General features: G+C 56.9%; 11 protein-coding genes. 9 read left to right on the top strand and 2 right to left on the bottom strand.

Features of this window, described 5'->3' with window-relative positions:
• Nucleotides 1-7: 7 nt before the first annotated feature.
• Both L1F30_RS12515 and L1F30_RS12510 read right to left on the bottom strand, forming a co-directional pair.
• Nucleotides 8-1,381, bottom strand: coding sequence for an aspartate aminotransferase family protein (locus tag L1F30_RS12515; RefSeq protein WP_253356546.1), 1,374 nt, complete (start codon nt 1,379-1,381; stop codon nt 8-10).
• A 159-nt stretch (nt 1,382-1,540) separates the two neighbouring features.
• The gene (locus L1F30_RS12510; RefSeq protein WP_253356545.1) at nt 1,541-2,221 is read right to left on the bottom strand and encodes a GntR family transcriptional regulator; all 681 of its coding nucleotides are present in this window, start codon (nt 2,219-2,221) and stop codon (nt 1,541-1,543) included.
• Between the two features lie 226 nt (nt 2,222-2,447).
• Here L1F30_RS12510 and L1F30_RS12505 point away from each other — a divergent pair, with 226 nt between their 5' ends.
• The 9 genes from L1F30_RS12505 to L1F30_RS12465 all read left to right on the top strand — a co-directional run bounded on the left by L1F30_RS12505 (nt 2,448) and on the right by L1F30_RS12465 (nt 12,444).
• A complete protein-coding gene (locus tag L1F30_RS12505) occupies nt 2,448-3,281 on the top strand; it encodes a helix-turn-helix transcriptional regulator (protein ID WP_253356543.1) in 834 nt (277 codons plus the stop codon).
• A 114-nt stretch (nt 3,282-3,395) separates the two neighbouring features.
• On the top strand, nt 3,396-4,769 hold the full coding sequence (locus L1F30_RS12500) for a glutamine synthetase family protein (protein ID WP_253356541.1): 1,374 nt from the start codon (nt 3,396-3,398) through the stop codon (nt 4,767-4,769).
• Between the two features lie 258 nt (nt 4,770-5,027).
• Complete coding sequence (locus L1F30_RS12495) at nt 5,028-5,429, top strand: DUF6795 domain-containing protein (protein WP_253356539.1); 402 nt, start codon at nt 5,028-5,030, stop codon at nt 5,427-5,429.
• Between the two features lie 63 nt (nt 5,430-5,492).
• Complete coding sequence (locus L1F30_RS12490; protein ID WP_253356537.1) at nt 5,493-6,662, top strand: lipase family protein; 1,170 nt, start codon at nt 5,493-5,495, stop codon at nt 6,660-6,662.
• Nucleotides 6,663-6,826: 164 nt separating this feature from the next.
• A complete protein-coding gene (locus tag L1F30_RS12485; protein ID WP_253356536.1) occupies nt 6,827-8,557 on the top strand; it encodes a thiamine pyrophosphate-binding protein in 1,731 nt (576 codons plus the stop codon).
• A 178-nt stretch (nt 8,558-8,735) separates the two neighbouring features.
• On the top strand, nt 8,736-9,395 hold the full coding sequence (locus L1F30_RS12480) for a hypothetical protein (protein WP_253356534.1): 660 nt from the start codon (nt 8,736-8,738) through the stop codon (nt 9,393-9,395).
• A gap of 73 nt (nt 9,396-9,468) precedes the next feature.
• The gene (locus L1F30_RS12475) at nt 9,469-10,542 is read left to right on the top strand and encodes a hypothetical protein (RefSeq protein ID WP_253356528.1); all 1,074 of its coding nucleotides are present in this window, start codon (nt 9,469-9,471) and stop codon (nt 10,540-10,542) included.
• Nucleotides 10,543-10,595: 53 nt separating this feature from the next.
• The gene (djlA, locus tag L1F30_RS12470; RefSeq protein WP_253356526.1) at nt 10,596-11,378 is read left to right on the top strand and encodes a co-chaperone DjlA; all 783 of its coding nucleotides are present in this window, start codon (nt 10,596-10,598) and stop codon (nt 11,376-11,378) included.
• Nucleotides 11,379-11,613: 235 nt separating this feature from the next.
• Nucleotides 11,614-12,444 carry a universal stress protein gene (locus L1F30_RS12465; protein WP_253356524.1) on the top strand — a complete coding sequence of 277 codons (831 nt, stop codon included), beginning with the start codon at nt 11,614-11,616 and terminating at the stop codon, nt 12,442-12,444.
• Nucleotides 12,445-12,956: the final 512 nt, after the last annotated feature.

Below are 12,956 nucleotides of genomic sequence, written 5' to 3'. Positions count from 1 at the left end.
ACGGAATTTATTTGCCTAAACGCTCTGCGGTGAGGTCGAGCGCTTTGCGGGCTTTGTTGACCAGCTCGTCAATTTCTTCGTGGCTCATGGTCAGCGGTGGGGCGATAATCATGGTGTCGCCCACGGCGCGCATAACCAGGCCGTTTTCAATACACGCAGAGCGGCACAGGGCACCGGCGGTGGCGTTGTCGTCGAAACGGGTGCGGGCAGATTTGTCGTTGGTAAGCTCGATTGCGCCTACAAAACCTACGCCGCGTGCTTCGCCCACAATGGGGTGATCGGCCAGGGTTGCCCACTGCTTTTGCAGGTAGTCGCCCTTGGTTTCACGCACTTGCTCGAGAATTTTATCGCGCTGCAAAATGTTGATGGTGGCCAGTGCTGCCGCACAGGCTGCGGGGTGGCCCGAATAGGTGTAGCCGTGGTAGAACTCGCCGCCCTGGGTTTTCAGCACGTCTGCTACCCGATCGCCAACCATCACGCCGCCGAGCGGCTGGTAGCCGTTGGTAACGCCCTTGGCGAAGGGCATCAAATCCGGCTGAACGTTGAAGTAGTCGGCGCCAAACCAGTGGCCGGTGCGGCCAAAACCGCAAATCACTTCATCGGTAACCAGCAAGATGCCGTATTCGTTACAAATGCGCTTCACTTCTGGCCAGTAGGTGGCCGGTGGCACAATCACGCCGCCTGCGCCTTGAATGGGCTCGGCAATGAAGGCGGCCACTTTGTTGGCACCCAATTCTTTGATTTTGGCTTCCAGTGAGCGCGCAGCTTGCAGGCCGAACTCATCGGGGTTCATGTCGCCACCCTCACCGAACCAGTAGGGCTGGTCTACGTGGTGAACGTAGGGCAGGCGGGTGAACTGGCTGTGCATGCCGCCCATGCCGCCTAGGCTTGCGCCACCAATGGTGGAGCCGTGGTAGGCGTTGTTGCGGCTGATAAAGATCTTGCGCTCGGGCTCGCCCTTGAGATCCCAGTAGCGGTGCACCATACGAATCACGGTGTCGTTGGCTTCACTGCCGGAGCCTGTGAAGAACACGTTGTTCATGTGCGGTGCGGCCACTTCGGCCAGCTTGGCGGAAAGCTCAATGGATGGCGGGTGCGCGCACTGGAAAAAGCTGTTGTAAAAGGGCAGCTCTTCCAGCTGGGCCGCAACGGCATCGGCGATTTCCTGCTGGCCATAGCCCAGATTGCAACACCACAGGCCCGACATGCCATCGAGAATTTTCTGGCCTTCAGAGGTGTAGATGTAGGGGCCTTCCGCTTTGGTAATGATGCGGCTGCCGCGCGCCATTTGATCTTTGTAGTCGGTAAACGGGTGCAGGTAATGACCGGCATCCAGTGATTGCCATTCGGCGGTAGAGCGCGCTTTGTAAACCTGGCTCATGGAACCTCCTCGTGCGCGGGTGGGCGCGTTGATGGTTGGCGCTGCCGGTGGGCTTGCGGTGCCCGTGCCGACAGCAGCGATGTTTGTCTTAATAATGTGATCACATTTTGAGGGCGCTTGGCAACACCCCCGGTGTACCCAATTTGGGCCTATGTCAACTTAGGTAGCCTCGCCCTCGGCGATGGCAGCCTCCAGTTCCTCCTGCCCAAGGGCGCCGATGCCCTCGCGGATATCGCTGGCGATGGCCAGTTTCAGCGCCAGTGCGTCGCGATTGGCGATGGCATCTGTGGCCTGTACGTGGCGATCGGTGAGGTAGCCCAAACCTATTCGGTTTAGCACAAGCCGCATAAAAGGTGCACTTTGCAGCCATAGGCTCTCAATGAGCGGCATGATCACGTCGTTCGGGCCGTAGCGGTACAGGCTCAGGTGGAACTCCAGGTTGGTGCGGATGTAGCTCTCGGCATCTTGCACCTCAATGGCGCGGGTTACCTCGTCATCCAGCGCTTTGAGCCTTGCCAGATCTGCTGCCGAGATGTGCGACATGGCCCGCAGGGCGGCCTGGGTCTCAAGCGCTATGCGGGCCTCCACAATTTGCTCGAGCCTTCCGGCGGTCATCAGCGGCACGGTTACCCGGCGGTTGTCCTGCAGCGCCAGGGCGTTCTCGGCGGTTAGCCTGCGCAGTGCTTCGCGCACGGGCATGGGGCTGACATCCAGCATTTCGGCAATGCCGCGAATGGTCACCGCCCGCCCCGGCACGAAGCGCCCGCACAGGATGGCCTCGCGCAGCTGAAAGTAGACGCGCTCCTGTTGTGTCTTGAATTCGGGTGTGGGTTCGCTCATGGGGTTTGACTTTGCTAATTGGCAGGGTTAGATTATCCCACAAGTTGATTTTGTGATCACATTATTTTTAAAAGCCGATGTGATCCACCCGCAAGCAGCCGCCCCAGGGCGGGCTTGTGAACTGTTTTTTACGACCCGAAAACAGAATAATAGTTCAGTTTATGTTGCTGGACACAGGTTTTTTGAAGGCAAATCAGAGAGGCATGGGCCCTGGCCCAGTTGAATCATGACCCTGCATACACAGGCTTTAGAAGTCTGGAATCGCGAGATCGCAACGGCGGTAGCCTGTTTAGGCAGCCCCGATTTCTACGCAGCCCTGGTAGACGCGCTGTCTGCCACCTTGCCTGTCGACTACCCCCAAGTGTGGCGCTATACAGACTCAGAGCCCGAGCCCTGCGTGTTATTCCACCGGTTGAGCGGCGCTCAGCGCAAGCAGCAGGTAGATGACTACCAGGCGGGCCTGTACCGCAAAGACCCTTTCTATCAGCTCACCCATAATGGCGACATGGAAGCCGGCTTCAGCCATTGGCGCGCCGCCGTTGAAGACGCCGGGCGTGGCCCGCACGATGGCATGGATGTGTGCGATGAAGTGGTGTTTGTGGCCCATATCGACGATCACACCCATATCCACCTGTGCCTGATGCGCGCCCGCCAGGCACCGCCCTTTAGCGCCGCCGAACTTGCCCTGTTGAACGCCTGCTCGCCCATGGTGACCCAACTGATCAGCCAGCATGTGAAGGTGTTTGAACAGCCAAAGCCCGGCGTAGAAGCCGGCGTGCGCCAAGCTGTTGCGCTGTTCGGCCGCTCCTTGCTCACCGCCCGTGAGCAAGATGTATTGGGCCTGATGCTCAGTGGTTATTCCACGCGCTTTGCCGCCGATAAACTGGGAATTTCCACAGAAACCCTGCGCCGGCACCGTAAAAACATCTATCAGAAGCTGGATGTAAGCTCGCAAACCGAAGTGTTTTCGCTGTTTATTAACTCGCTGGGGTGCTTCGATGCCGCCCCCGGGCAAGACCCGCTGCGTGGCTATTTTGGCCGCCAGGGTGCCGCTGGCTGAGCCAGCCGGCCCAAGCGGGCAAAATCAGTGTGAATGGCCGAATTAACGGCTAAATTTTAAAGAATACCTTAGTAGGCGCTGCCCCAACGGGCGGCGCGTTTGATGGAGATGGTCATGCTTGGCCCTAGTGAAGCGAAAGATCTGGAACTCGCGAAAAAGTTCCTGGAAGAAAACCCCGATATTGAAACCATCGAGGTGTTGTTGCCCGATATTAACGGCGTACTGCGTGGTAAATGGTTGCCACGGGATAACCTGCTGAAGGCATTCAAGGGCGGTTTGAAGCTGCCTGTTACCACCTTGAACTTCGATATCTGGGGCCGTGATGCACCGGGTGTGGCTTTTGATGATGGTGATGCCGACGGCATTTGTGTGCCGGTGGCCACAAGCCTCAGCCGCGTGCCATGGACAGACCGCCCCATGGGCCAGATGTTCGTGCATATGGCCGATCTGGAAGAGCAGCCCTACGTGGGCGACCCACGGGTAGTGCTCGATACCATTGTTGAAAAATTCAAGGCCATTGGCTTAACGCCCGTAGTGGCCATTGAGCTTGAGTTTTATCTGCTCGAAGAAAAGCGCGATTCTGCCGGCCGGCCCGTGCACGCAGGCTGTGATGCCAACGCCGATTACCCCATTGGCGGCCAGCCCTACAGCCTGGATTTGATGCAGGAGTACGAAGAGGCCTTCCACGAAATGCGTGAGGCCTGCGAAACCCTGGGTGTACCGGTAGATACGCTGGTAAAAGAATTCGCACCGGCGCAGTACGAAATTAATTTGCACCACGAAGACGACCCTTGCAGTGCCGCCGATCACGCCATGATGCTCAAGCGCGTCATCAAGAGCGTGGCCCGTCGTCACGACCTGAACGCATCGTTCATGGCCAAGCCCTTTGGTGACATGGCCGGTAACGGCATGCATGTTCACTTCAGTATTCTTGATGAAAAAGGCCACAACATTTTCAACAATGAAACCGAAGAGGGCAGCGAAGCCTTGATGCACGCCATTGCCGGTGTGCAATCGACCATGGTGGAAACCATGGCGGTGTACGCGCCAAACTTTAACTCTTACCGCCGTTTTCAACCTGGCTCTTACGCGCCTATGGCGCCTACCTGGGGCTATGAAAACCGTACCGTGGCGCTGCGCATCCCATCAGATGATTTCGCCGCAACCCGTATCGAACACCGTGTAAGCGGTGCCGATGCTAACCCCTACCTGGTATTGGCAGCCATTTTGGCCGGTGCCTATGAGGGCATTACCCGCAAGCTGCAGCCCACCGCGGCCATGGAAGGTGATGCCTACAGTCAGGCGCAGTCTTCGCTGCCTGTGTACTGGCCCGATGCCCTGAACGCCTTTGAGCGCTCGCACTTTGTGCGCACGCATTTAGGCGAGGTGTTCCAGCGTTCCTATCTCGCATCCAAGCACCAGGAGCTCAATGAGTTCCGTCACACGGTGACGCGCATGGAGTACGATGCCTACTTATTGGCTTTCTAAATAAGCTTGGGTTTACAAACGGCGCCTTGTGCGCCGTTTTTTTATGGGTGCAAAAAATGCGCGGGAACCATGGTACCAGTTGCGCGCCACTTGGGCGGTTTTCGTTGACACAGTGCTGGCGGCAAGCGATAACTTTGACCACATAAACATTGTGCTGCACGCCCCGTGTAGCCCGCACAAAAGTTTAGTGAAGGATGCATTGTGACACGCTTGATAATAATACTGATTGCGGCGTTGTTTGCACTAGATGGAGCAGCTATGTCTTTTTTTGATGCCGGTAAGGCATGTACCTTTTCGGAAATGAGCCTGACGCTCACCTATCAAGGCGAGCCTGCCAGTGGCGCCAAGGTTGTGCGAACGGTTGAGTGGCAAAAGCCGCATGTGGATGAGTTTTACGCAGACGATGCCGGCAAGCTGGTGCTGCCAGAATTGCACGAGCGCTCGCTTACCCAGCTGCTGCCCGTTGAGTTTGTGGTGGCCCAGGCTATTCATGTGCACTACCTGGGCCAAGAATTTGAGATATGGATTAACAGCAAACGCAAGCCCGAAGAAAACGCAGAGCTGGGCGGTCGGCCGGTAAAGCTGCGTTGCGAGCTCACCGATGAGCCGCAAGTGAGCCGGGAGTTTGATGCGTTGATGCTTACCAGCTGCCAGTGGTAGCGAGTGACGTTTTGAAAGGTAAACAGTAGAGGCAGGTGAACTCTTTTTATAAGGACGTGAAACATGGCAGAGCTGGAACCGTTATTTGTCGCCAACCTGGCATCAGATATCTACGATGTTAAAAATCCCATCACCCGCAAGGCATTTTATGCGGCCTACAAAAACAGTTTTGAGTTGGGTGAAGACTCAAGTATGGAAGCCAAAGGTATTGTGGGTAAAACCGGCGGTATTTTGCTGAAAACTGCTCACATGATGGCCGTTGCCGCTGAGGGTAAAAAAGACACGCCCTACGAAGGCCAGGCAATTGTGGCCATTAAAGGCACCGCAAGCCTCATGGATGCTCTCACCGACTTAAACGCGGGCTTAAAAAACTCCAATTCCGGTGGCAAGGTGCATCAAGGGTTTCAGGATGCCTTCACCTCTTTTTCTGGCGCGCTGCCAACATTTTCAGCCGGTGTGCATACCATCCATTGTGTGGGCCATAGCCTTGGTGGCGCACTTGCAACCCTTGCCGCCGACTGGTTGAAATCCACCTCTGGCCGCGAGATCAAGCTGTACACTTTTGGCAGCCCAAGGGTAGGCCTGGATTTCTTTGCCAACAGTGCTGAGCGGCGCATTGGGCCTAGCAATGTATTTCGCGTTTACCACCAAACAGATCCTGTGCCCATGGTGCCCACTTGGCCTTTTATGCACATTCCCGATGGCGGCAAAGGCGACCTACTGTTGCCGTCGGGCCTGCATTTAAAGCCTTGGGAATTTCACAGCATGGTGCGCTACATTGCCTCTACCAAAGGCGACGGCAAAACCGGTTTGGCCTGGCAAACCTTGCGTGCCAAGCGGCCAAAAGATGTATTGGATGGGGCCGTTGAGCAATGGCTGAAATCTGATGGCATCGCCTCGCTCACCTTAAACACAGCCCGAGTAGTAAGTGCCGCGGTTTTGTGGGTGGTGAAGAAGCTCATCAACCTTGCCGGTGTGGCTGTTGTCATGGCTGGTAGCACAACCTTTACCCTGCTCGATCGCCTCGCCATGCTGATGCACAAGGCGTTGGATTTCGCCAAGGATGTGTCTTTTTGGGTGTTGCGCTTAATCAAGCGTATGGCACAGCTTGTGGGTGTGGTGCTGGTTGAGGGCGCGAATGTCACACTGGCCTTAATTCGCACGGTATTCATGCGCTTTCATCACGCCGTATCAGAGTTAGTGCGCCAGGCCGGGCGCACGTTAAAGCACTAACGCCTTGCTGTGCTAATTCCTTTGCAAAGCCCCAATGCCTGCGCGTTGGGGTTGCGCCGCAGGCGCAGGTTTGCGCTATTTCATAGGCTTTAGGCGCTGCTCGCGCGGGCGGCACAGATGCGGTATTTTGTTATTTCTCCAAATAACAACAAGAGTTAGCGGCGATGAAAAAGACCGGTGCCTGGCTAGTACGCTACGCGTTAGAGCAATTAAATATTCGCCATACCTTTGGCATTCCCGGTGTGCACAACACGGAAATCTACGACGAGCTGGATCAGTCTGAGGTTATCGAACCCGTGTTGGTTACCCACGAGGGGTGCGGTGCATTCATGGCCGATGCTGTCAGCCGCACATCAGGCCGGGTAGGTGTACTGGTGATTGTGCCGGCAGCGGGTGCGACACACGCTGCAAGTGGAATCGGTGAGGCCTTTTTGGATGGCATCCCCATGCTCATTATTTGTGGCGGTGTGCGCAGTGATTCCCAGTACGGCTATCAATTGCACGAGCTGGATCAGCATCAGATGCTGGCGCCCATCACCAAGGCAACCTACAAGATTGCCAGCCACGCAGAGCTAGTGCCCACCCTGTTTGAAGCCTATAACACGGCCATCAGTGGCGAGCCGGGGCCTGTGTTTGTGGAGGTGCCGGTGAATATCCAGCTTGATCTCGGGCCTGTGGATCTGCTGCCTCAATACCGCGCACCCCAGCCGCAGCCAGTGGCCCAAGATGACGACATAGCGGCTGCCGCGCGCATGCTGGCAGCAGCCAAGCGCCCTGGCTTATTTTTAGGCTGGGGTGCCTTGGGGGCCAGTGAGGCGGCCATCGCAATTGCCGAATGCCTGAATGCACCTGTGGCCACAACCTTACAGGGCTTGAGCGTGTTTCCGGGTAATCATCGGCTGCACACGGGCATGAGCTTTGGCCCGGCTGCCGTGCCGGCGGCCACTGAGGCCTTTAAGGGGTGTGATTGCCTGCTGGCGGTGGGCACCCGCTTTGCCGAAATTGGCACCGCAAGCTTTGGGGTTACTGTGCCTGAACACCTGATTCATCTAGACATCAACCCCGCCGTGTTTAACGTAAATTACAAGGCTTCGTTGAGCCTTGAGGGCGATGCCGCGCAGCTGCTGCCTCTGCTGGCAAGCCGCTTGCGGGCCTTGGCGCCCGTTGGTCGCACAGATGATGTGCCAGCACTGATTGCGCGTCACAAGCAGGCCTATCAAGCGCAATGGTTTGCCCACAATGTGGTAGGGCGGGTTAATCCCGCAAAATTCTTTGCCGCACTCAGAGCGCGGCTGGCAGATACAGATTTTGTGGTGGCTGACGATGGCAACCACACGTTTCTAACCGCTGAATTGATGCCCATTCACGCGCCTGGGCGGTTTATATCGCCCACAGATTTCAATTGCATGGGCTACGCGGTGCCCGCGGTAATTGGCGCCAAGCTTGCCAATCCGCAGGCGCAGGTCGTGGGTATTATTGGCGACGGTGCATTTTTGATGACGGCCATGGAGCTTGTAACGGCCAAGGCAATGGGCGTGGGCGCGGTGTTTGCCGTATTTAACGACGGCGAGCTGAGCCAGATTTCACAGGCCCAGCAAGTGCCCTATAACCGCAAAACCTGTACAGAGCTGCGCGATGTCCGCATGGAGGGCATCGCGTTAGCTACTGGCGTGACCTACCTGAAGCTCGAGCACAACGAGGCCATAGAGGCGCGTTTGGACGAGGCGCTGGCGCAGGCTGCCAAGGGGGTTGCCGTGCTGCTGGATGTCTATGTGGATTACTCCAAGAAAACCCGCTTCACCGAAGGCATAGTGCGCACCAACCTCAATCGCTTACCGTTGCCCACCAAAGTGCGCATGATTACCCGTGCGCTTTGGCGGCGCGTAACCGGTTAACGGCTGCTTGGAGTGGCCGGGTGAGTGTGTGGGCACTTTCATTAGGGCGCCATCGGCCCTACAATTTGGGTTTTAGAATGAATGAAATTAGCTGAATTCGCGCGGCTTGATAGCAGTGAGCACGCCGCCTGCGAAACATCCAGGACGATTGATTATTCAGCGGTATTGAGGTCCTGAGATGCAGGTTTGGGAAATATCGCCCGCGTATTTGAATGATGCAGAGTTACACGCCCAGCGCGTGCGTGTGGAGGCCCTGTTAACCGGTGCCCAGGATGCCGCGGGGGCCAGTTGGTTGCAGCATCGCGAGGCATTGCACTGTGTGGCAGCCTGGCTTGAAGCTGAAACCGAGCTGCGCGGCCTGCCGCAATCAGAAGTGCTGCCCAAAGTGGCACCCACTGTGTACGCATGGCCCAAGTTGCAGGCGCCGGCGGATATTTTCGGCAGGCTCAAGGCGTCTGAGCGCAATGCCGGGCGCATACCCCTGCCAAACTCCACCCAAAGCCTCTGGACCCAGCATAAATATTCCGTTGCTGCGCGCTCAATGGCCGCCTATCGGGAAATCAGCGTAAAAGTGGCTGCCAGCCGTGGGCGCGAAAATTTCGACTGGCTGGCGGGCGAGGTGTGCAAACAGTTGCGCCTGGTGCCCGAGCAGCAGAGCCTGCGCGATGCCCTGCTGCAAATGTGGGGCTATGTGGCGAGTGCTGGCGCCGTGACGCCGCGCATGTTCGATGATTTGCCCGCATTACTGGCGGAAATCCAGCGGCGGGCCAATGGCATGAATGTGCCCTATCTCACCCACGCCACGGCGCTTTCAGAGCTCAGGGTTTGGCTGGCGTAAGGGGTTGCGTTTGCCAGCGCGGGGCAGGGCAGGTACGCTAACGCCCGTTTGAATTTCAGGAATGACACCCTCGATGGCTACACCTCCCTTTGAGTTGCTGGCGGGTCCGGCGGCCTATCACCATATTCAACACAATGGCCTGGCGCCGGAGCACATACACAGTGTGTTTGGCGCATCCGGTGCGGCAAAGTGGCTCACTATCTATGGCCTGGATCGCGCGATATTCGAGCAGTGGCTGCCGAAATCCACGCACCCCATTCACCTGTTCGGCACCTCTATCGGTGCCTGGAAGTTGGCCGCCGCTGGCCAGTCGAACCCGGGCTGGGCACTCAACGAGCTGGCCGAGGGCTACATTGGCCAGAACTATGCCGATGGCATTACCCAGCCCGTGGTGCACCGCGAGTTGATGAAAATCCTGAACCGTTTTTTGCAGCAGCCGCAAGCAGACGACCTGTTGTCGCAAGCGCGTTTTAACTATCACTGCGGTGTGGCACGCTGCCATGGTACCTTGTCGCGGGAGGCCGCCTGGCCGTTGTTGCGGGGTATGTCATCGGCGTTTGTGCGCAATTTCAAGGGCCGCCGGCACTTGAATCGCCAATTTGAGCGGGTGATATTTGCAGATCCTCGCCGTATGCCGGCAGTGGCGGCCACAGACGGTATTCCCACCGAACTGCAGCCACTCAACGCAAATAACCTGCGCGATGCCGTGGTGGCCTCGGGTTCCATTCCCTACGTTATGGCCCCGAAAACAGCCATCGCCGAGGCGCCGCCGGGTATATATCGCGATGGGGGCCTGGTGGATTACCATCCGGTGCCGGCGAATTTCTGGCGGGAGCCCGGGCTGATACTCTACCCGCATTTTTACCCTTGGCTGCTGCCAGGTTGGTACGATAAGTACCTGCCTTCACGGCGTGCCACGGGCAGTGCGTTAGATAACGTTGTGATGGTGGTACCCACTGCCGCTTTTGTGGCCTCTTTACCCGCCGGGCGTATACCCGATCGGAAAGATTTCCAACGTTTTAAACACAATGATGACGAACGTGCCAGGCGCTGGCGCATTGTCAAAGAGCGCAGCCTGGAGCTGGGCGAGGCCTTTATGAGTGTTGCCCGCGCAGGCGACTGGGCGAAAGTTACGCGAGCTATTTAAGGCGCACAATTTGTAGAATCTAGTAGGTGGCGGCCGCCGCCTGAGGAAACTGAATGACCGGTAAATTAATAGGTGGCCTGCTGGGGTTTCTCACCTTGGGCCCTGTGGGGTTAATTCTGGGTGTGGTTGCGGGCCACTTTTTTGACCGTGGCTTAAATCAAATGGGCCGGGGCGTTAGCCCTGAGCAACGGCGCGAGCTTGAAAGCCGGTTTATCAATACACTTTTTCCATTGCTTGGCCATATTGCCAAGGCTGACGGGCAGGTTAGCCAATCGGAAATTGATAATGCTGAAGAGGTGATGGCCAAGTACGGCATTACCGACACCAATCGCCAGCACGCCATTGCCCTGTTCAAGCGCGGCACCGAAGCGGATTTCGATATTCAGCCGGTGGTGCGCGAATTTTTCAGTGCCACCCAGCTACAGCCCAATTTGCGTCGGGTTTTACTTACCTATGTGGTGGGTATGGCCATGGCGGACGGCGAGCTGCACCCGGGCGAAGAAAGGGCCCTGCGCGAAGTGGCAGAGGGCCTGGGCTTTGCCGGTGTGATGTTTGAGCAGCTTATGGCCATGCTGCGCGCACAAGATCAGTTTCGTAGCCAGCAGGCGCCGCCGGCGGGCTACGAGTTGGCTACCGCCTATGCCGCTCTGGGTGTTGAAAAATCCGCAACTGATGCCGAACTTAAAAGGGCCTATCGCAAGTTAATGAGTGAAAATCACCCGGATAAACTCATGGGCCAAGGCGTGCCCGATGGCATGATCAAGGTGGCCACCGAGCGCGCCCAGGAAGTGCAGCGCGCCTATGACGTGATTCGCAAATCCCGTAAAGGCCGTTAGCCAAGCTTGAAAAAACCCGCCCGCGCCCAGAGATAATTGCCAGCCGAGCTGTGTTAAAGTAGGGGCCGGCTTGAGGTTGATGTGGGTGCATGCCCACGCTTGGCCCAAGCATTGTGGCCGTGGGCAGGGGTAGCGCAAACGGCAACCGAGCCTCTGGTGAGTCTGAGGCAGCGCGGATCGACGATGGCGATCATAACAATTGCAGGCTTTTTGCCTGAAGTATTAGAGGTTTAAGATGGAAGCTGAAAAGAAAGTCTTTGTGGTGGTAGACCCAAACGACGACCGACACATTGCCCTGGAGCGTGCGTTAATCACCTCCAAGTTCCGTACCCCCAGCCCCAAGCTGAATATCTTTGTGGCCGTTGATGGCGAGGCGGTAGATACGCGCGCAATCAACGATCATTTGTTCCGCGATGAATTCTGGTTCCGCGATCAGATCAGAAAGCCCGTAGAAGAGGCCGGCCTTAAGTGTGAAATTCAGGTGTGCTGGTCGAGCGACTGGCAGGGCGCCATTATTCAGGAATCCAAGCGCAGTGGCGCTGAAATGATTTACCTGCCGGTGCACGCTAAAACCACGCGCCGTTTTACCTTTGCTGAATCCAAGTGGCAAGTGCTTAAAAAAGCCGCCTGCCCCGTGGTATTGATTCGCCCCGGTGCACACGACAAGCGCAAAGTGGTATTGGCTGCGGTGAATTTCCAGGCTGATAAAGACAAGCAGCGCGAGCTGAACAAACAGATAGTGCAGCGCGCCAAATACATTGCCAATAACTACGGTGCCGAGCTGCACTTTGTAAACGGCTACCTGGATTCCATGCTCTACCCCGATCGCGGTGCACTGGCAAAAGAAACCGGCGTATCGGCGGATCGCATTCACGTAAAGCAAGGTTATACCGATGAAGTGGTGTCTGGTGTGGCCAGCGCCATTGATGCAGACCTGGTTGTAATGGGCACCTTGAACCAGTTGGGCTCAACAGGCACCTTATTGCGCGGCAACACGGCCGAGCGCGTTATTGGCGCGCTGGACGTTGATGTGATGGTGTGTAACGAATTCACTACCACCAAGTAACGCCAAGCCAGTTACTCGCACCATGAAAAACCAGCCCGAGGGCTGGTTTTTTTGTGGCTGTCCACTGTTCAAGAGAGCCGGCAGCACCCGCATTTGGGGTGCTGCCGGCTTTGTTAAAAGCCCGCGTTTGCGGGCCGTTGGTTGGTGGCCCCCAGCATAGCTGGGGGCGTAAAAGGCCAACGCAAAGCAGTGCTTTGCCAGTGTGTTTTGAGTGTGCGAGTTTCGTTGAGAGTTTGCGTTTGCGGGTCGTTGGTTGGTGGCCCCCAGCATAGCCGGGGGTCGTAAAAGGCCAACGCAAAGCAGTGCTTTGCCAGTGTGTTTTGAGTGTGCGAGTTTCGTTGAGAGTTGGCGTTTGCGGGCCGTTGGTTGGTGGCCCCCCAGCATAGCTGGGGGTCGTAAAAGGCCAACGCAAAGCAGTGCTTTGCCAGTGTGTTTTGAGTGTGCGAGTTTCGTTGAGAGTTTGCGTTTGCGGGCCGTTGGTTGGTGGCCCCCCAGCATAGCTGGGGGTCGTA

Origin of the sequence: Simiduia sp. 21SJ11W-1, assembly GCF_024138675.1 — a bacterium.
Taxonomy (GTDB): domain Bacteria; phylum Pseudomonadota; class Gammaproteobacteria; order Pseudomonadales; family Cellvibrionaceae; genus Simiduia.
The sequence above is the reverse complement of the archived record's forward strand: the minus strand, read 5'-3'. Positions and strand labels throughout refer to the sequence as shown.